At 44.5% G+C, this 20,248-nt stretch carries 15 protein-coding genes, 5 tRNA genes and 2 pseudogenes; 6 read left to right on the top strand and 16 right to left on the bottom strand.

The genetic code is table 11. From position 1 onward, the window contains the following. From hflK to orn, 15 genes are all read right to left on the bottom strand, one after another. Nucleotides 1-1,143, bottom strand: coding sequence for an FtsH protease activity modulator HflK (gene hflK, locus FM037_RS03680; RefSeq protein WP_144044892.1), 1,143 nt, complete (start codon nucleotides 1,141-1,143; stop codon nucleotides 1-3). 41 nt (nucleotides 1,144-1,184) lie between these two features. Beyond that, a complete protein-coding gene (hflX, locus tag FM037_RS03675; protein ID WP_144044891.1) occupies nucleotides 1,185-2,483 on the bottom strand; it encodes a ribosome rescue GTPase HflX in 1,299 nt (432 codons plus the stop codon). A gap of 19 nt (nucleotides 2,484-2,502) precedes the next feature. After that, nucleotides 2,503-2,781 (bottom strand): RNA chaperone Hfq, encoded by a 279-nt coding sequence (hfq, locus tag FM037_RS03670; protein WP_144044890.1) that lies wholly within the window; start codon nucleotides 2,779-2,781, stop codon nucleotides 2,503-2,505. A gap of 94 nt (nucleotides 2,782-2,875) precedes the next feature. Then, on the bottom strand, nucleotides 2,876-3,802 hold the full coding sequence (gene miaA / locus FM037_RS03665; RefSeq protein ID WP_144044889.1) for a tRNA (adenosine(37)-N6)-dimethylallyltransferase MiaA: 927 nt from the start codon (nucleotides 3,800-3,802) through the stop codon (nucleotides 2,876-2,878). Between the two features lie 51 nt (nucleotides 3,803-3,853). Continuing rightward, a complete protein-coding gene (gene mutL, locus FM037_RS03660) occupies nucleotides 3,854-5,719 on the bottom strand; it encodes a DNA mismatch repair endonuclease MutL (protein ID WP_144044888.1) in 1,866 nt (621 codons plus the stop codon). Between the two features lie 50 nt (nucleotides 5,720-5,769). Then, nucleotides 5,770-7,092 carry an N-acetylmuramoyl-L-alanine amidase gene (locus tag FM037_RS03655; RefSeq protein ID WP_144044887.1) on the bottom strand — a complete coding sequence of 441 codons (1,323 nt, stop codon included), beginning with the start codon at nucleotides 7,090-7,092 and terminating at the stop codon, nucleotides 5,770-5,772. A gap of 2 nt (nucleotides 7,093-7,094) precedes the next feature. Then, nucleotides 7,095-7,553 carry a tRNA (adenosine(37)-N6)-threonylcarbamoyltransferase complex ATPase subunit type 1 TsaE gene (gene tsaE, locus FM037_RS03650; protein WP_144044886.1) on the bottom strand — a complete coding sequence of 153 codons (459 nt, stop codon included), beginning with the start codon at nucleotides 7,551-7,553 and terminating at the stop codon, nucleotides 7,095-7,097. Between the two features lie 102 nt (nucleotides 7,554-7,655). Then, nucleotides 7,656-9,155 (bottom strand): NAD(P)H-hydrate dehydratase, encoded by a 1,500-nt coding sequence (locus tag FM037_RS03645; protein WP_144044885.1) that lies wholly within the window; start codon nucleotides 9,153-9,155, stop codon nucleotides 7,656-7,658. Between the two features lie 305 nt (nucleotides 9,156-9,460). Then, entirely contained in the window at nucleotides 9,461-9,916 is a 456-nt protein-coding gene (locus tag FM037_RS03640) for a hypothetical protein (protein WP_144044884.1), read from the bottom strand. A 330-nt stretch (nucleotides 9,917-10,246) separates the two neighbouring features. Then, a tRNA-Gly gene (locus FM037_RS03635) sits at nucleotides 10,247-10,322 on the bottom strand. A gap of 161 nt (nucleotides 10,323-10,483) precedes the next feature. Then, nucleotides 10,484-10,559: transfer RNA gene (locus FM037_RS03630), tRNA-Gly, on the bottom strand. 48 nt (nucleotides 10,560-10,607) lie between these two features. Next, nucleotides 10,608-10,705, bottom strand: a tRNA-Gly gene (locus FM037_RS28425). A gap of 14 nt (nucleotides 10,706-10,719) precedes the next feature. Continuing rightward, a tRNA-Gly gene (locus tag FM037_RS03625) sits at nucleotides 10,720-10,795 on the bottom strand. Between the two features lie 170 nt (nucleotides 10,796-10,965). Further along, a tRNA-Gly gene (locus tag FM037_RS03620) sits at nucleotides 10,966-11,041 on the bottom strand. Between the two features lie 103 nt (nucleotides 11,042-11,144). Next, nucleotides 11,145-11,690, bottom strand: a complete 546-nt coding sequence (gene orn / locus FM037_RS03615) for an oligoribonuclease (RefSeq protein ID WP_144044883.1) — start codon at nucleotides 11,688-11,690, stop codon at nucleotides 11,145-11,147. Between the two features lie 112 nt (nucleotides 11,691-11,802). Between orn and rsgA the strand changes: the two genes are divergently transcribed. The 5 genes and pseudogenes from rsgA (at nucleotide 11,803) to FM037_RS03590 (ending at nucleotide 18,747) form a co-directional block, all read left to right on the top strand. After that, complete coding sequence (rsgA, locus tag FM037_RS03610) at nucleotides 11,803-12,858, top strand: small ribosomal subunit biogenesis GTPase RsgA (RefSeq protein WP_144044882.1); 1,056 nt, start codon at nucleotides 11,803-11,805, stop codon at nucleotides 12,856-12,858. Nucleotides 12,859-12,892: 34 nt separating this feature from the next. Continuing rightward, nucleotides 12,893-13,755: pseudogene (gene asd, locus FM037_RS03605) on the top strand (archaetidylserine decarboxylase). Between the two features lie 40 nt (nucleotides 13,756-13,795). Beyond that, nucleotides 13,796-14,672, top strand: a pseudogene (locus tag FM037_RS03600) (DMT family transporter). Nucleotides 14,673-14,854: 182 nt separating this feature from the next. After that, a complete protein-coding gene (locus FM037_RS03595) occupies nucleotides 14,855-18,055 on the top strand; it encodes a mechanosensitive ion channel domain-containing protein (protein WP_144044881.1) in 3,201 nt (1,066 codons plus the stop codon). Beyond that, entirely contained in the window at nucleotides 18,055-18,747 is a 693-nt protein-coding gene (locus FM037_RS03590) for a glycerophosphodiester phosphodiesterase (RefSeq protein ID WP_144044880.1), read from the top strand. Before FM037_RS03595 ends, FM037_RS03590 begins: the two co-directional genes overlap by 1 nt. A gap of 133 nt (nucleotides 18,748-18,880) precedes the next feature. Here FM037_RS03590 and FM037_RS03585 read toward each other — a convergent pair whose 3' ends face one another. Further along, on the bottom strand, nucleotides 18,881-19,213 hold the full coding sequence (locus FM037_RS03585) for a DUF3392 domain-containing protein (RefSeq protein ID WP_144044879.1): 333 nt from the start codon (nucleotides 19,211-19,213) through the stop codon (nucleotides 18,881-18,883). Nucleotides 19,214-19,271: 58 nt separating this feature from the next. On the opposite strand from FM037_RS03585, the gene FM037_RS03580 reads away from it, so the two are divergent. Beyond that, nucleotides 19,272-20,198 (top strand): D-2-hydroxyacid dehydrogenase, encoded by a 927-nt coding sequence (locus tag FM037_RS03580; protein ID WP_144044878.1) that lies wholly within the window; start codon nucleotides 19,272-19,274, stop codon nucleotides 20,196-20,198. Nucleotides 20,199-20,248: the final 50 nt, after the last annotated feature.

Below are 20,248 nucleotides of genomic sequence, written 5' to 3'. Positions count from 1 at the left end.
TTAATTCCTCCCCTGACGTTCGCCACGAGTCGGGCGTGTATCCAACGGAACATTAGTTTGAGCCGAAGAGCTATAAGAAGAACTCGTAGTAGAACTAGAGTTTATACTTCTAGGCTTAGTATTCGACTGGCTCTTCTGCATCAACTTATCTAAAGGAAGATACATCATGTTGTTGCTATTCTTAGAGTCAACTAGCACCTTACTGGTGCCGCTCAATACGATTTGCATAGCGTCTAAGTACAAACGCTCACGTGTCACATCGGGCGCAGCCTTATACTCAGGTAACAAGAGGCTGAATCTAGCCACTTTACCTCTAGCCTCTAAGACTTCACGTTCTTTATAGGCTTTAGCTTGCTGCTCCATGCGCTGAACTTGGCCACGAGCCTTAGGCTCGATAGCACGGGCATATGCCTCAGCTTCACGAATGAACCTTTGCTCATCTTCTTGTGCCGAAATCGCATCATCGAAAGAAGCTTTAACTTCTTCAGGCGGGCGAGCAGGCAGGAAGTTCACATCGACAATGGTAATACCTAACTTGTAAGGCTCGATAATACGCTCTACTTCTTCCCAGGTATCACGACGGATCTTGTCTCGGCCTGTGGTCAAGATATCATCCATACTATTATGGCCAACAACATAACGCAGCGCACTGTCCGTCGCCTCACGTAAGCTCTCATTCGCATCGACTGCACTGAACAAGAAATTATATGCGCTGGTCACTCGGTATTGAACGTCAAGCTCAACCAAAACCACGTTTTCATCTGTCGTCAACATGCTACCAGAGGCAGGAATTGAACGAACAGTATTCACGTTGACAGGGAACACTTCATCGATAAACGTCGCTTTCCATTGAAGACCAGGATCGACCTCACCTATGTACTCACCAAATCTAAGTGCGACACCTTTCTCGGCTTCTTTTACCGTATAGAAACCAGAAAGGCCCCATACGACAACGGCTATGCCTAAGACAATGATAAGGGCGAATGAACTAAAAACAGGCCCCTTACCATTCCCTTTACCACCGCCGAAACGCTTCGAAAGATTACGAAAAACTTCATCTAGATCTGGTGGTCCCTTATCGTTACCACTTTTATTTCCCCAAGGGTCTTTATTTCCCTTGTTACCGGGCTCGTTCCAAGCCATTTATCACTCCATAGGTGTATGAATTAAACGAGATTAAAAAATTACTCTACCGCCGAGTCTTCGACAATAAAGTCCTCTAAGTCCCCTTGGCTCTGCTTCACTAATCGGAGCCAATCGGCCTCCAATAAACGAACAGATAAGATACAGTCCCCCAGATCATCAAACTCTTTCTGCTGTATCGCGTCAAGTCGGTAAAACTGACCAAGATAATGCCCGGCTGTTGCCGGGATCCGCAAAGTCAGCTCCAAAGTAGCCCTACCAACGATGTCGTTGATGGCCTCTCTAAGCTGATCTAAGCCTTTTTGTTGCTGCGCCGAAACCCAGACTCTGGTGGGTACACCTTCGTCGTTATAATCTATCCTTGGGTTGACATCCTCTAACAGATCGATCTTATTACAGACAATCAGCTGAGGAATTTCATCGGCACCTATCTCTTTGAGCACCAACTGAACTTGCTCAAAGTTATCCCCCATATTCTCATCATGACAATCGACAATATGAAGTAACAGATCCGCTTCGCGGGTTTCTTGTAACGTCGACTTAAACGCCGCCACTAAATCATGAGGCAAGTGACGAATAAAACCTACGGTATCGGCCAAGACAATCGCACCATCCGGTAGCTCTAACTTTCTCAAGGTAGGATCTAAGGTGGCAAACAGTTGATCTGCAGCATATACCTCTGAAACTGTAAGCGAGTTGAACAGAGTTGATTTACCCGCATTAGTATAACCGACTAATGAAACCGTAGGCTGCTCACTGCGACGCCTTGCCCTTCGACTCTGTTCTCTCTGTTTATCTACCTTCGCCAGACGCTTGTTGATGGTGCTCATTCTGCCACGGAGTAGACGTCTATCAGTCTCGAGCTGGGTCTCCCCAGGTCCTCTCATGCCAATACCACCTTTCTGGCGCTCCAGATGAGTCCAACCCCGTATTAGACGAGTCGACATATGGCGTAACTGCGCTAGCTCCACCTGCAACTTGCCTTCATAGGTGCGTGCTCTCTGGGCAAAGATATCTAAGATAAGTGCTGTACGGTCCAAGACCCTACATTGGCAAATCATCTCAATATTTCTCTCTTGAGCAGGACTCAATGCATGATTAAAAATCACCACATTCGCTTCTGTCGCTGCGACCAAAGCAGCGAGCTCATCAGCCTTCCCCGAACCAAGGAAGAATTTTCGGTCCGGTGAACGACGGCTCGCAGTGATCAAACCGACTTGCTGAGCACCTGCCGAATCGACTAATAATTGTAGTTCGACTAAGTCTTCCCTACGGTCTTCATCGGCAAAGTCGATATGTACCAAAATGGCATTTTCACCCGCCTCATAACGATCAAACAAAAAGCATACTCCTCAACAACTACTCGCTCGCCTCATCTTGCTGACCATTAAAGCCAGCGGCTTGAGTTGGTGTCGCGTGATGGGTGCTTACAGTGAATGGACGCGCTGGCACAACTGTAGAAATAGCATGCTTATATACCATTTGGCTAACCGTGTTTTTAAGCAAGATAACAAATTGGTCAAATGACTCAACTTGTCCTTGTAATTTAATACCATTAACAAGATAAATTGATACAGGAACGCGCTCACGGCGAAGTGCGTTCAAAAATGGGTCTTGTAAAGATTGCCCCTTTGCCATTTTATAATTTCCTTTTTATTAAAAATAAGTAGTAAAACTAATACAACATAACTTTCTTGTTTAGATTTAGTATTATATAGCGAGGATGAATTAGCTAGCGACAATGTCGCAATACACTCGTTAGATTTGAATCTAACCCAGTTTCCAGCCAATTTAACTCAGACCATCCTCTTAACCATGTTAATTGACGCTTAGCTAATTGCCTAGTAGCAATTACCCCCTTATCGACCATAGTATTATAGTCATAGTCACCATCAAGGTACTGCCAGCACTGCCTATAGCCTACACATCTCATTGAGGGAAGCGCTAAATGCAGATCATTTCGCTGCCTAAGCGTACGAACTTCTTCAACGAAACCTTGATTTAACATCAATTTGAATCTTTCTTCTATAGAAAGATGTAACACTTTTCGATCTTTCGGTGAAATTGCAAATTGAATAACCTCATATGGCAGAGGAGGAGACTTAATTTGCGTCAGCTGCGTTAAACTTTTACCACTGATCCTAAATACCTCTAACGCCCTGGATAATCGTTGAGGATCATTAGGATGAATACGCTCGGCCGAAACCGAATCGACTCGCGTTAACTCATCATGCAGATGTTGCCACCCATGGGTCTGTGCTTCAGCGGCGATCTCAGCCCTTATAACTTCGTCGGCTGCCGGTAGGGGTGATAATCCCTCTAGCAGAGCCTTAAAATAAAGCATGGTGCCCCCTACAAGCAAGGGCGTTTTACCGGACTTTACAATATCGGCAATCTCTCTAAGCGCATCGGTTCTAAAATCCGCCGCAGAGTAACTCTGCAAAGGGTCGCGTATATCGATCAACCTGTGCGGCGCTACCGCGAGTTCTTCTGCCGTCGGTTTAGCGCTGCCTATATCCATGCCACGATAGATAAGAGCCGAATCGACGGAGATGATTTCACAATTGTGCTCTTTGACCAGCTCAATCGCTAACGCCGTTTTCCCTGAGGCTGTGGGGCCCATCAGAGTAATAATTTTCGGTAAACTCGCTTCACTCACTCGTATATACTTCCAACGTTCCAGTACCTAACAAAAAATAGACTCAGTAAATCAGTGCCCTTTTTCCAACCAAACTTGCCAGGGTAAGCTAATGACGTCCGTCATCAACTCCTCTCTCAGGCTCTGTTCCGCTAACATCAAGTCTTGCCAGATTTGAGCCGGAGACTCGAAATTTATTTCGCAATGCTTGGCAATCCAGCTTGCCAACGCCTCCTGGCCTGGCTCTTCAAAACGAAACCACTGTAATAGCTCGGGGATCACACTGACCAACTGACTCTGTCTTAAATATGGGGGCACTTTCTTTATTATCAACTGCCCTAGGCGAATTGTTAGCTCAATTCCTATCTTTCTTAACACTAACTCTCTGTGCTCAATCGTCTCCTTCCAGTCATCATCCATAGGTATTGAGACTGGCATCAGCAGCGGCTGACTGATCAAGCCGCCATCGAGCTTAGCGAATATGCTTATTTGTAAGAGTCTGGAGGCAATTGCTTCTATCGATAATAATGTGAGTTTATCCCCTTGGGTTAACACCCAATATCTAGCGTCCAATACTGGTGGCATGGCTTGCTGCTCATTAGCAAGCTCACTACGCCCTAAGGATGGAACCACAGGAGTGGTCAATAAGGCCCCATAAGAAGCGATAGCCGCAGCCGAAGGTAACTCAGCTTGTGGGCGTGCAGTAGAACTTGGCCTTAAGCCACTTTTGCTTCCAGAGTAGGATGAAGACGATGCAATCGAATACTCATGCTGAGAACCCACAGGGCTTGTACTTGGCCCTTTATCCAAAGGAAGATGAGCTGTAGTGCTGACCTTGCGGCCATCTGGTTCGTTGACTCTCTGAGATTCCTGCACGCCTGCTTGATAAGAGCTTGGGAAAACCTCTAGGTTGCCCTGTTCTTCTGCAGAAAAGACGGGGTTGCCGACTTGTGAGAGTGCCGATTGCAGTGCCTGTAAAATATAATCATGGACATAGCGGCTCTGATGAAACCTCACTTCATGTTTAGCCGGATGCACATTGACATCGACTTGATGAGGATCGAGTTCGAGCATCAGCACATAGCTAGCCTGAGCTCCGGTAACATGCTCGGCGAAGGCTTGTCTAACAGCATGATTGACGAGTCTGTCACGAACCAGTCTGCCGTTCACATAGAAGTATTGGGTGTCACTGGCCGGGCCCTCGAAGTAGGGCGACTGAATATAGCCTGACAAATTCAAACCTTCATGTTCGCACTTGACCTCTAGTGCCTGCTGCGCAAACTTCTTACCACTAATCTGAGCTAAGCGTTGAAGATATTGATCTGAGGTTTTTGCCGGTCGATAGTTTCTCACTACCTTGCCATTGTTTTTTAACGTGAAATGTATGTCTCCTCTCACCAAAGCAATGCGTTTAAGCCACTCATCGATGTGAGTAAATTCGGTCTTGTCGCTTTTAAGAAAACGTCTTCTGGCTGGAGTATTAAAAAACAGATCCACGGCCTCTACAGTTGAACCTACTGGGTGGGCCGCAGGGATCACCTTAACGGCCATATCAGAGCCTTCGGCATAAGCCTGCCAAGCTTCACTCTGCTCAGCCGTGCGTGAGGTCAAAGTTAATCTGGAAACAGAGCTGATACTCGCTAACGCTTCACCGCGGAAGCCAAAACTTAAGATAGCATCGAGATCGTCTAAGGTGCTGAGCTTAGAGGTGGCGTGTCTGGACAGAGCCAAGCTCAGCTCTTCTTTCGGGATCCCCGAACCATCATCATGAATTTTAATCAGTTTACTGCCGCCCTTCTCGATCTCTATATCGACTCGGGTCGCACCAGCATCTAAGCTATTTTCAACTAACTCCTTGATGACTGAAGCCGGTCTTTCGACAACTTCACCCGCCGCAATTTGGTTAGCTAACTGAGGTGGCAATATCTGAATAGTCATAATTTTTAGCTCTCAAAACAGGGGGAACTCACAAGATCACTTAAGATAAATTAAGCTCTTGGAATAACTAACTTTTGACCGATTCGAATGTTGTTAGACTTTAGATTATTGGCTTTCTTAATGCTAGTAACTGACACTTGATACCTGTGAGCAATAACAGACAGGGATTCACCCTTGCGAACATTATGCTTTCGCGAACCTTTACTTGCCATCAAAGAATTAACCGGCGGATTATTCTCGAAATACTTGACAACACCCTTGTGTACCGCATTGGCAATATTATTCTGATGCTGTCTTTGAGACAACAATCTCTCTTCTTTGTGATTAGAGATAAAGCCAGTTTCAACCAAAATGGAAGGGATATCGGGTGATTTTAGTACTGCAAAACTTGCCGATTCAGGCTTGTGCTTATGCAGTTTGGTCACTTTACCTAAGTTAACAAGTACATCGTCGGCTATGTTATGGCTAATAGCCATAGATCTATCCATAGACATATCCAGCAAGGTCATAGCCAAATATTGTTCATTATCGGTATTTTGGATAATCTCACCGGCACCACCCAAGAGCTCTGAATGCTTCTCTTTATGCTCTAGCCAGCGACCGATTTCACTATTCGCACGCCTCATAGACAAGACCCAAACCGATGCGCCCCTAGGTTGTGGCGAGGTAAATGCGTCGGCATGAATTGAAATCAGAAGATCCGCTTTACTATTTCTGGCAATTTCAGAGCGCTTATTTAGATTCACAAAGTAATCACCAGTGCGAGTCATGACGGCTCTCATGCCCGGTGTTGCGTTGATTTTAGCCGCTACTTTCTTAGCAATTTCCAGTACCACTTTTTTCTCATAGATCCCCGATGGTCCGATAGAGCCAGGATCGTCTCCCCCATGACCCGCATCTATGGCGACAACGACGTCTCTCAGCTTCTGGGTCGGTTTACTCGGCTGACTCACAGTGACAGAAGAACGACTGTCATCCAGGTCTACCACTAAGCGATTTCCATAGGGAGCCGTTGGCGGCAGCGAAAATAGGTTCGCTTTTACCGGTTTTACCAGATCGATAACTAGACGTAAGGTCCCCTTAGAAGGCGGTTTACTTATCCTCACCCTCTTAACCAATTTACTGTTATTAGCCAATTTGCTGAGATTTAATGAGGTCGTGGTTCCCTTGAGATCGACGACGAGTCGATAAGGACTAGTCAGATTGAAATGCGTATATTTAGGTGCATGAGTGAGATCGAAAACGACTCGAGTCGACTCTGGAGCGGCCCAGATACGCACACCATCTAGCTTGTTGGCACTATGGACAACAAAAGAGGTACTTAGTGTCAGCATCACAAGTATAGCTTTGAGAAGATTTTCGATTTTTATCATTATTATTTAAGTTTACTTAGCAATACTTGCCCTTTGGTTGATCCTGAAGTTATTTCAACTTCTCGACTAGTACCCACATATTTAATTGCAATACTGATATCGGCTACAGGCATTAATCCATGCCCCCTATCAGGCCACTCAACGAGACATATACTCTTATCGGTGAAATAATCTCTGATACCCATATATTCAAGCTCTTCGGGATCGCTCAACCTGTATAGATCGAAATGAAATAGCTCAATATCACCTAACTCGTAGGGTTCAACCAGGGCGTAAGTTGGGCTCTTTACCGCTCCTTCATGACCCAATGCCTGAATCAAGCCTCGGCTTAAAGTCGTTTTCCCTGCACCAAGTTCACCCGATAAATTCAGTGTTAAAGGCGGGGTAATGACGTGCGCTAATCGCTTACCCAGCTCCACTGTATCTTGCTCATTATCTAGAAAAACTTTAACCGATGCCATTGTATTAACTTTACCCTTTTTATAGCTGTTTCGAACCCGCTACTTTATACCAAATTGCTTATCAGCTAAACAGGTTTCACTAACATAGCGACAATTCATTAATTAAAGATGATTAACCAGAGGGCGAATATGGGGCATCAAGTCACTCGCGAGCATACCACGCTCTCCTGCAATAGCCGCTCGGTCAGCTGCCTCACCATGAACCACAACCCCCATTATGGCTGCATCGAATAGGCTAAAACCCTGAGAAATCAATGCAGCAATTATACCTGACAGCACATCCCCACAACCTCCGCTCGCTAAACCAGGGTTACCCACAGGAGCCACAACACATTCTTTTCCATCATATACTAAGGTTCCTGGACCTTTTAGGACAACAATGCCACCGTATCGTTGCTGTATATTTTCAACCGCAGCAAACCTATCCCGCTCAACTTCAGCAGTAGTGATTCCCAGTAATCGGGCCGCTTCTCCACTATGGGGAGTCAGTACCCAGTTATCATTATTACAAGGCTCCTCACTCAGCAAGTTAAGGGCATCAGCATCCAGTACGCATGGTTTATCACTCAATCCCACCGCCTTAAGTAGGTTATAGCCCCATGCCAGCTTCCCTAAACCTGGCCCTATGAGTAATGTGTTCGCCCATCCCAGTCTGAAATAAACTTCCATATCGACTAGCTCACATCCCCAAAACATCAATTCCGGTCGGCCGGCATTGATCGTGTGCTGATGCTCAGGCCTTGATAACACAGTGACTAACCCGGTACCCGCTCTTAAGCAAGCTTCTGCCGCCAGTCTAATAGCTCCTGCCATGCCCTTATCACCACCAATAACAGTGACTTTCCCCGAAAGACCTTTATGTGTATCTCTTGCTCTGGGGGAGAGCATGTCGGCGAAGAGATCACTCGAAACACGAGTCACCTTAGATCCTGGCAAATAGGGCAAGAGTCCAAGCTCTGCAAAGACCAACTCGCCGACACATTGTCTGGCATGCCCAGTCAGCAAGCCTTGCTTCAAACCGCCAAAGGTCAGGGTCATATTCGCTTGAACAGAGCAGAGACCACTGCCTGTATCGGCATTTAGACCCGATGGTACATCCAAACTAAAGACCCAAGCTTTACTGCAATTGATCGCAGCAATGATATCTCGAAATGGGTCTCTAGGCTCTCCCTTCAACCCTAGGCCTAATAAACCATCTATGATGACTTCCGCCGCCACTATTTTCTCTATATTTGGAGTCTCTATGACTCCAGCTTCAGCCTTAAAACCATCACGAGCATGGATAAACTCAGCAGCGATCACCTTAGCCTCTTTGGGATTAACAGGTCTAGACACTGCCATCAAGGAGACATCGAAACCTGCTTCTAACAAGTATCTCGCACAGACGAAGGCATCGGCACCATTATTACCGTAACCAGCAAGCACCAAGACAGGGGTTGTACTGTTTTTCCTTTTGACTAGCTGTCGATAGGCCGCCTCGCCAGCTGATTCGACTAAATCTATATAACTAGCGAGGCCACTACTAACCAGACCCAGCTCAGCCTCTCTTATTTGTGAAGCCTTATACAGTTCACAAGGGAGTACCGAAGCATTTTCTAACATGACGAATCTTCCTCGAGGGTGAATGAGTACATCATATTGATATAAAGTAAGATTAGTAGAGTTAGAACCTAAACTCGTCAATAGATTCAGTCATCCTTGTGCCTATTTAACCATGATTTGATCTGGCACAAGAAATGGAGAACAAGAATAGAGAGTAGAACAATGTAATGAATGACAAAATGAAGAGGTAACTGCAGAGGAAACTGATGACAGTAATAAAAGATATGTCTTAAGTTATCGAGAAGCAATAAAGGCACCCTCAGGCACCTTTATCAAATAGCTTAGCCGTCTAATACCTATTGATATTAGATGTCATCCATACGTATACTGCTATGAACCAGTCTTTGCTGTTGAATTCTCTCGACACGCACAAGCTCATTTAACGTTCCAGCGATATCCACAGAGGAGGAATGCTCGGCGGTTACCTGCAGAAGATCGATCAATAGATTGTCTAATTTCAGGTGCAAATCTAAGATATCTTCTTCAGACATATTTGCTGTCAAGACGGTGTCGTGACATCTCTTTATAAAATCTTCAAAAACAATGTCTTTATACCAGGTATCCAGTACTTTTTTAGGTGCTGAATCAATATAGTTTTCCAGCTTCTGTGATACCCCTCTCTGATGCTGCTGGAAATATTCAAGCATCATTTTCACTCTTGTAGAGTCCGCCTCGGTTTGCAGTCTGCTATAGAGTTTCGCCATCTCTACTCGGCAAGTAGCAACATAACTTAATAGTTCACTTAGTTGTTGAAATCGCATGTTTGCACTCCAAAATCTTGCCAAAAGTTGGCTAAAGTAATTTTTTACTGCAGCCATTATGGGGACAAACACTAATGGAATACTTGAACAAGCTCTAAGTTTGTTACATCCGGGCTGGCTACATTAGGAATAGTTAAAGAATTTCGCTATTCATCACGCAAATGGCAAGAAGGTGATATAGGCATGAAATAGCAGGGGAATGAGATCTGTGGAGAGCTATGAACGAATAATGAAGGTTAGTACACTTTGTGTTTTGAGAATTCTAATACAGAGATATTGAAGCTGAGATAATAGGAATGTTGAGACTGGAGTTTTTAGTAAGAAGGAAATTGGAGCGACATATCGGGTTCGAACCGATGACCTATACCTTGGCAAGGTATCGCTCTACCAACTGAGCTAATGTCGCTTAAAACTTTCTTATTGAAAGATTTTGGTAAATCTTTCAATCGAGATTGAAACGATATATCAGGTTCGAAAAAAACAACCGATGACCTATACCTTGGCAAAAAAAAGTATCAACTCTTTCAAGTAATCAACTGAGCGAATGCAGCTTTCAATCTTTTAAATTGGAGCGACATATCGGGTTCGAACCGATGACCTATACCTTGGCAAGGTATCGCTCTACCAACTGAGCTAATGTCGCTTAAAACTTTTTCTTAAAGACCTTGGTAAATCTTTAAATCTAGATTGAAACGACATATCGAGTTCGAAACAAACAACCGATGACCTATACCTTGGTAAGGTATCGCCCTTTTGCTCTAAACAAAGAGTCAACTGAGCTAATGTCGCATAATCTTTTAAATTGGAGCGACATATCGGGTTCGAACCGATGACCTATACCTTGGCAAGGTATCGCTCTACCAACTGAGCTAATGTCGCTTAAAATTTTTAGTCTCGAATATTTGGCGTATCCAAAACGTTTTTAAATTGGAGCGACCATTCTTCACATAAAGAGTGGATTCGAACCGATGACCTATACCTTGGCAAAAAAAGGTATCAACTCTTTCAAGTAATCAACTGAGCGAATGCCGCTTTCAATCTTTTAAATTTGGAGCGACATATCGGGTTCGAACCGATGACCTATACCTTGGCAAGGTATCGCTCTACCAACTGAGCTAATGTCGCATTCATACTATTTACTAACTTACTTGTCAGCAAAAGTTGAGGCCGCATTATATGAGAATTTCATATTGCTGCAACCCCTTCTTGAAAATAAATGTCTGTTTGGTCAAATTTTGAATACTTTTGCGCGATAATACTGCAATTCGGCAATAGACTCCTGGATATCCACGAGTGCCTTATGGGTTCCCTGCTTAGTAAACCCATCCATAAGCTCTGGCTTCCAACGCCTGGTTAGCTCCTTGATAGTACTTACATCTATATTACGATAGTGAAAGTAATCTTCTAGCTTTGGCATGTACCGGTTCATAAAACGTCGATCTTGACCTATGCTGTTACCACACATAGGTGATGTGCCTTGAGGAACATATTGAGAAATAAACTCTATCGTCATGGCAATGGCATCGTCTTCACTATATTGACTGCTGCGCACTCGCTTGACTAATCCTGACTCCCCATGATGCTTTTGGTTCCAATCGTCCATTATAGCGAGCTGTTCATCAGTCTGATGAATCGCAATAACAGGCCCTTCAGCAAGAATATTTAACTCTTTATCTGTCACTATTGTTGCGATCTCTATGACCCTATCGGTCTCTGGATCTAACCCAGTCATCTCTAAATCTACCCAAATGAGATTGTTTGCATCTGCAACCATAGATCTGCCTTATTCTTCCTGTTTGCCTAAATTCAGGCTTTTTTGTTTAAGACCGTGTATCATACTGCTTTTTTAAGCTACACAAAATCACCTTATTTACGATGACAAAACTGTGAGTAAAAAGAAACCCCTAAGTCAGGGTCAAAGACGCCGTATGCGAGCCAATCAAGAGAAAAGGCTACAACGGAAAGATTCAGGTAGCAATGCCCCTGAATTACAGGATAGTTCACTTGAGCCAGAACAGCTCGGAACTGTTATATCTCGTTTCGGCCAACATGCCGATGTAGAAACCGAATCAGGACAAGTTGTGCGGTGTAATATTCGCCGTAATATTCAAAGTCTGGTCACTGGTGACAAAGTGATCGTGCGTTTGGCTGTAGAAATGTCGACCACGATAGCCGGCGTGGTCGAAGCCGTCCACCCTCGTCATTCGCTGCTTTCGCGGCCAGATCTTTATGACGGCATCAAGATCATTGCGGCTAATATCGATCAAATCTTGATTGTCTCTTCGATTGTCCCAAGTTTTACGACTCAAATAATCGACCGTTATTTAGTTGCAGCAGAAGACACTGGCATTTCACCGATAATCGTCCTCAATAAGATCGATCTCCTCACCGACGAAGATCGCCCTGAAGTAGAGGCTGCACTCAAGCGTTATCAAGATATAGGCTATCAAGTCTACCAAATAAGCAGTCATACCGGCCAAGGCGTCGATGACATAAAAGCCTTATTGAATGAAAAAGTCAGTATTTTTGTCGGCCAATCAGGTGTAGGTAAGTCATCAATCATTAACGCTATGATGCCTGATGCCGAGCTAGCAATTGGTGATGTTTCTCAAAATTCAGGCCTGGGACAACACACGACCACGACAGCCAAGTTAATGCATTTTGCTAGCGGAGGCGATCTGATTGATTCTCCGGGAGTTCGAGAATTTGCGCTATGGCACTTACCAGCCGAAAGAGTGGGTGAGTGTTTTATCGAGTTCCGGGAATATCTAGGCACTTGTAAATTCAGAGACTGTAAACACAAAAATGATCCTGGTTGTGCCATCACCGAAGCATTTCATGATGGCAAAATCGCAGAAGATCGATACAACAATTATCATAAAATTATCGCCAGCTTAAATGAAATGCGCCATGCCAGACAGTTTAGAGCCAGTGATGAATAACAGGGTAATCGCAATATTTTGAAGGGAAGTACACGTGGATAAAGTAAAAATTGCATTGCAATATATCATGCCTAAACATTTAGTCTCTCGCCTGGTGGGTAAACTGGCAGCGGCTGAATTAGGTTCGGTAACGACCGCTGGAATAAAATGGTTTATTAAGCAATACAAGATCGATATGAGCGAAGCCGCACAGAGCGAACCTGAAGCTTATAAGACGTTTAATGCGTTTTTCACTCGAGCCCTCAAGCCTGGTATACGTCCGCTTTCACAAGATCAAAATTATATTGTCCAACCAGTAGATGGCGCGATAAGCCAATGCGGTCCTATTAATGACGGACAAATATTTCAAGCCAAAGGACATGAATATTCATCACTTGCACTACTTGGTGATCAAGCCGATGATGCCAAACGTTTCGAAGATGGTGATTTCGCTACCATCTACTTAGCACCAAAAGACTATCACCGAATTCATATGCCAGTGAAAGGCACCTTGTCAAAGATGACTTATGTTCCCGGTGAGTTGTTTTCCGTCAATCCATTAACCGCAGCAAATGTTCCCGGGCTATTCGCCCGAAACGAACGTGTTGTGGCCATTTTTGAGACCGAAATAGGTCCCATTGCCATGGTATTAGTCGGTGCAACCATAGTCGCAAGCATAGAAACCGTCTGGGCAGGTACAATTACCCCCCCGGAGGTAAAAAAGTATTTACCTGGGATTACCCGACCGAGGGGCCAGAGGCATTAACCCTTGAAAAAGGTGCCGAAATGGGAAGGTTCAAGCTAGGCAGTACCGTTGTCATGCTGTTCGCTAAAGATGCTTTAGATGAATTTGCCGACGGTGTCGTGCCAAAAGCCGTGACCCGCATGGGTCAGACTTTCGCAAAAATAGAGGATTAATCTGATCTAAAATAGCTTTTGGTCAGTATACGGAGTTGTAATGAACCAGACGGCTAGTAATAAACAATCAGGTTTATTAGAGTTACATCTCGCTGTGCTGCTATTTGGTGGCACGGCACTCTTCTCAAAACTTATTCCACTCAGTGCGTTAAATATCACTCTGTTGCGCTGCGTAGTCGCCGCTTTTGTCTTAGCCTGCATAGTCAAAGTCAGCAAAAAAAACTTATCACTCAACTCCACTAGAGATTATTTCATCGCCCTAGGGCCTAGGCATTGTCGTAAGCCTACATTGGGTCACTTATTTTGCCTCTATGCAGCTCTCTTCCGTCGCTATAGGTATGATAGCCTTCTTCACTTACCCCGTGATGACAGTCTTAATTGAGCCCATCTTCACAGGTAATCGAATTCAACGAGGTGATATTGTTAGTGGGCTCGCCGTGCTACTTGGAGTCATACTACTGATCCCCGAAGCCAACCTGGGTAATGATATTACTATGGGCATAGCGCTGGGAATCTTATCTGCTGCGTTTTTTACCGCTCGCAACCTGCTACATAAGAGATATTTTTCAGCCTATTCTGGTCCCCATGCTATGTTTTATCAAACAGGTGTAGCCGTCTTTTTCCTCGCTCCTTGGCAGACAATAGAGTTCAGTCAAGTAGAACAAAATACTTGGTGGCTGATACTATTACTCGGAGTGATATTCACCGCTGCTCCCCACGCACTTTTTACAGCAGCCTTGCGTCACCTTAGTGCCAAAACTGTAAGCTTAGTCTCTTGCCTGCAACCTTTCTATGGTGCTGTTTTAGCTCTGCTATTCTTAGGTGAACAGCTAGATATCAAGACAACAATAGGTGGTTTATTGGTCGTCGCAACCGCCATTTTTGAGACTCAAAAGCATCAAAAAACATCCAGGTAACTCTCCTTTTCTTAACTGGTCAGTGAGAAGTTCGGTACTTACCATGATGATTTTGATTTATATTTCTATTTTCTGATATAAATTGAAAAAAAATGCAAAAAAAAGAAGCTATATTTAGCCACTTTTATTGATAAGATATCTCCGACTCTTTCTCTAACCTGCATCCGAATATGTTTCCAACTATGCGCACTATTTTTCTGCTTCTCATGGCATTCACCGGTTTCAGTGCAGCCGCAAGTTCGCCACTCGAACTCAATAAGCGCCTAGGACTCACTCAACCTGCTTCGGCCACTTTAACGGCCGAACAAAAGCTGGCATATATCCAGCACAGTATTGAAGAACAAGTTTTAATAGAAAAAAATCACCTTAAGCTGGTCAATAACTATCAAGGACATAAGCTCAGCCTGGAGCGGCAACTGCAAGAGGCTAAATCACCTCTCCCTTGGTCCAAGACTAATGATCCCACTCAGCAGGCTTCCCTCGCCTATTTAAGACTGTCTGAGCTCAAAGAGATAGAAGCTGAACTCAATACAAAGGTGACAGACTTAATCAAGCAGCATAATCAACTACCATCTGATATTGCATCTGCTCGACAATCTCTGAATCAACATAAAAAAAATCAAATAGATAACTCTGACGGCAATCAAGATATGCTGCTTAGGGCACAGCGTCAGCTCTATATTCAAATCTTGGCGACATTAGAAGCAGAGCAGGCGAGCAGCCAAAAACGCATCAACCTCAATCAACAACAGATGTTGCTGGTCAGGCAGCAACTATCGCAACAAGAAAGCCTGATCGAAGAGATCAATAAGGCCACTGCTAAACAGAGGCAAAAGAAGACAGATGCCACTATAGCGAAGAGCCTTTTTGAGACTTCAGCCGAGCAGTCCCCCCTGACTCAACAACTGAGTCAGCGAAACCTAGGTTATGCCAACAAGTTAACAATCCTCACTAAGGACACCAATCGAGCCGTTCTCGCACAAGAAGCTGCCGAAAACCTCTATCAAGTTCAAGCAAAACAGCTGACTAACATCCAACAACAGGTAGGCCTGATCAAATTAAATTCTGCATTCGGCGAGCGCTTCCTGCAGATGCTGCAATCTCTACCCGCCCCACCGAATCAGGATAAACTACAAACAAAAATAGCCCAGGCTAGGCTGGAAAGATATCAACTAGAGCAAGAGCTCACGATAAATAACCAGCAGCAGCTAGCCAATGAGCCTTTAACTAAGATTCAAATGAGACTGCTCACCTCGCAAAATGACCTGCTCACGCAACTCTTGCTGAGCCAAGATCTTTATTTGAGTGAGCTCACAGATTTAAGAGTGATATATGAACAGTTGACCCAACAGAATATCGCCCTAAAAAGTATCCTCAATGAACACCTATTTTGGGTACCAAATGCTAACTCCATCGATAAATTATGGGTCACAGATCTTTTTCAGAGTGTGAAGTGGCTTATGGGCCAAACTTTTTGGCCTGACATCTCTGTTTCCTTCGATGAACAGAGTGAATACTGGTCTTGGTGGATTATCTTGTTTGTGCTCTGTTTAGTCGCCCAAGATCTGTTAACACCTAAGTTCAAATCAGCCATGGCCAATGACATCACATTTGTCGGTAATGTTACCCAAGATCTGTTCAGCTACACCTTCAGGGCCCTGATTAACTCTCTACTCTACTGCGTGATTAAACCACTGCCAGTGATTGCCGCCGGTGCCATCTTACTTTTATCCAGTCTGAACCTAACCGCGGCAATCGGCATGGGGGTGTTAGTCATAGGTTTACTCTACCTACTCTACCGTTTCACCTATCTTCTCGCACTGAATCGAGGCCTGCTCATAGGTCATTTTAAAGGTGAAAAAGAAATAATCAGGCAAGGTCAACTCAGGTTTAAAACCTTCATAATCATGGCGATACCTTTCTTTTGGGTCATGGGATTTACCGAATTTATCGATAATTCAGTACTGAGAAATAGCATTGGCCGTGGCGCCTTCATTATTTTCAGTCTTTTCCTGTTTGGATTCTATAAAGATATCTTATCCTTATCTAAGAAAAATAAGCATCAGCACCAAGATGACAAAAATAAAAAATTACTCCAAAGATTTCTGTGGTCGGTGCTGCTACTCGTCCCTCCGGTCTGTGCCATCCTAGCTTTTAGAGGTTATTACTACACGGCATTTCAGGTACTACTACAACTGCAACTTTCCCTGTTAATATCTTTAGGCTTCATGTTGCTCTATCAACTGATAAAACGTTGGATGCTCATCGAAAGAAGACGCATCGCCTTCGATCGTGCCAAAGCCAGACGCGCAGAGATATTGCTTCAACGTGAGCGAGATGAAGATCCACAAAGCAATACCGACCCCCTCGACACCTATGAAGAGCCAGTTGTCGATCTGGAAACCATATCCAGCCAATCCCTGGGACTGGTGCGTTCACTATTACTACTGGCTTTCTTAGCAAGTTTAATCGGCCTCTGGACTCAGACCCACACCGCATTATTCTCATTACTCGATGGCGTGACTCTCTGGACCAGCAACTCTCTGGTTAACGGCATCGAACAACAGCTCCCTATTACCTTAAAATCATTACTACTCGGGCTGGTCATAGTCGGCTTCTCACTGATGATAGCCACCAACCTCCCCGGTTTACTCGAGCTCACCATATTGCAGCGACTCGATTTGAGTCAGGGAACCGGCTTTGCCATCACCACAATGAGTCGCTATCTAGTCGTGTTTTTCGGTATCTTGAGTGGCTTTTCAACTTTAGGTATGGAATGGTCCAAGTTACAGTGGCTAGTAGCTGCACTCTCTCTGGGACTAGGTTTTGGATTACAAGAGATCTTTGCTAACTTCATCTCAGGCTTGATCATCTTATTCGAAAAGCCGGTGAGAATTGGTGACACAGTGACCATACGGGATCTCACGGGTACCGTGAGTAAAATTCAGATCCGTGCAACGACCATCATTGACTGGGATAGGAAAGAGATCATCATCCCCAATAAGGCGTTTATTACCGAACAACTCATCAACTGGTCCCTCTCAGACCCTATCACACGCGTTATCGTCTATGTTTCTGTCGCGAGAGACTCTGATCCCGCTAGGGTCGAAGCGGCTCTATATCAAGCTGTAAAAGGATGTGATGATGCATTAGAAAGCCCTGAGCCTGAAGTCTGGTTTGCGGGATTTGGTAAACACACCCAAGACTATGAAGTCAGAGCCTATGCCAAAGATATGAATACCCGTTGGCCTCTTCGTCATAAATTACATAAAGCCATCAGTAAGAAACTTCAAGAAAACCAACTGGAACTCGCATATCCACAACTGGAAGTACATATCAATAACACTCAGAGTAAAGAAGCTCAGGGAGTCATCAGAAGCTAATGATTATTTTTGCCCATAGAGGTGCCAGTGGATACGCGCCGGAAAATACCCTGGCGGCCATGAAAAAAGCGATCGAATTAGGCGCGCGTGCCATCGAGTTCGATATTCATAATGTTGAAGGTGAACTCTATGTTTTCCACGACCGTCGCTTAGATAACAAGAGCAATGGCACAGGCTTAATAGAAGAGGTGAGTCGCAGTTATCTCGACTCCCTCAGAGTCGACGGTGAACCTATCCCCACTCTTTGGCAGGTGATGAGCTATCTAAACCAGCATAACTGCCTGGTTAACATAGAACTCAAAGGAATGAACTGCTTAGAGATATTTATCGATACTTACCCTAAGCTAATCAATCAATTAAATTTCTCCACAGACAAGTTAATTATTTCATCCTTTCACCACGGGTTCCTGGCAACATTCCGCCAGCGTTTTCCTCAAGCTCTGCTGGCACCTTTATTCGAAGGTGTTGCTTTGAATAGTCAGGAAACAACCAGCCGGCTCGATGCATACTCACTTCATCTGAGTCTCAGTTTCCTCACTCAAGACTGTGTGACACAAGCTCAGTCACGTGGGCTAAAAGTCTTTGTATACACAGTCGATAATGAATCGGATATGACTCAGTTACAGAAGATGGGGGTAGATGGCATATTTACTAATTTCCCGGATAGAGCCATGAAGGCTCTGCAAGCTTAAGCCTGATATAACCAGGGTCTTAGTTAAACCTCGACTGGAAATGAGTCCCAGTACCGCTAACTTGATGCTCACAATGAAAACGGAATTTGTCACGCAAAAACTCACTCGCAATCTAAACTATATGTAAACTCGGCTAAATTTTCCTATGTCGCTGAGCCCAAATACCAATAAATATAAAGAAGCCGATGATGAGAAATAACAACCAATGGGCCGACACTTGAGCCATTTTGTTAGCAAGAATGGGACTAGCAGTCACAATTAACAGCCCATAACCAAATGCATTGATCAAAACAAAGACTAACGTACGTAATACAAATGATCGTCCGATCAACTTCCGGCTTAACAGCCGATTAATATCAGCGCCAAACACAATCAAGAAGCAAGCAATAATGGCTGTTGAAATCTCATTGAGCCAAGGATAGAGCAAAGACCCAACTTGATGAAATACTGAAATAATATGTTCCACACTCGGGTCCTTAATTGGTCCATAGACAGAATCATTCAGTAGAATAAGGGGAGTGAAGATGAGATACAAGTTACTATTACTCACCGGTGATAATGAGCGATATAGATCTTTACTGGAATCCTGTCATCTGCCAGAGGTTGAAATTCTGGGTGATGAAACCCATCAGATTTCACAAGCCAATATTTGGCTGGCAGAGCCTTCTCTCGCCGCACCGTTACTGCCTCATGGGAAGCATATCATCTGGATGCAATCGACCGAAGCTGGCGTCGATGCCTTGGTCAAGCCGCGCCAAAGAAAAGATTATCGGCTGACCAATGTCAGGGGAATATTCGGCCCCTTGATGAGCGAATACTTGTTTGGATACCTGCTTGCTCACCAGAGAGAACACACGCTATACAGATCGCAACAAGCGCAGAAAATTTGGCGCCCAGGCAGCTTCAAGACCCTTCAAGGTCAACATTTACTTCTGCTTGGAACGGGCAATATAGCCAAACATATAGCCAAAACGGCGAAGCATTTTGGCATGCATGTCACAGGGATAAACCGAGGCGCTAAGCCAACGATTGGTTTCGATGATGTCAATACCCTATCAAATCTGCCCCACTATCTGCCTCAGGCTGATGCTATTGCCAGCATACTTCCAAGCACGCCAGATACGAGAGGAACGCTCAACGCCCAGACCTTATCACTGATAAAACCCAATGGTATTTTATTTAACCTCGGAAGAGGAGATGTACTGGATCTCGATGCTCTGTACTTACAGCTAAAAGAAAACAGCGGCCAAAATGCAATATTAGATGTCTTCAACCAAGAGCCATTGCCCCAACATCACCCCATATGGTCACTGGACAATGTTATCATCACACCACATATTGCCGCCCCTAGTTTTCCCGAGCAGGTGGTCGAGATCTTTGCCGATAACTACCATAAACTGCTAAGAGGCGAGCGGCTCTCCTATGAAGTCAACTTCGAACGCGGTTACTAGCCAAACAACTAATCACAATAGCGATTCATAGCAAATTACCAAGCTCAATT

The organism is Shewanella psychropiezotolerans (assembly GCF_007197555.1).
GTDB classification, from domain to species: domain Bacteria; phylum Pseudomonadota; class Gammaproteobacteria; order Enterobacterales; family Shewanellaceae; genus Shewanella; species Shewanella psychropiezotolerans.
The sequence above is the reverse complement of the archived record's forward strand: the minus strand, read 5'-3'. Positions and strand labels throughout refer to the sequence as shown.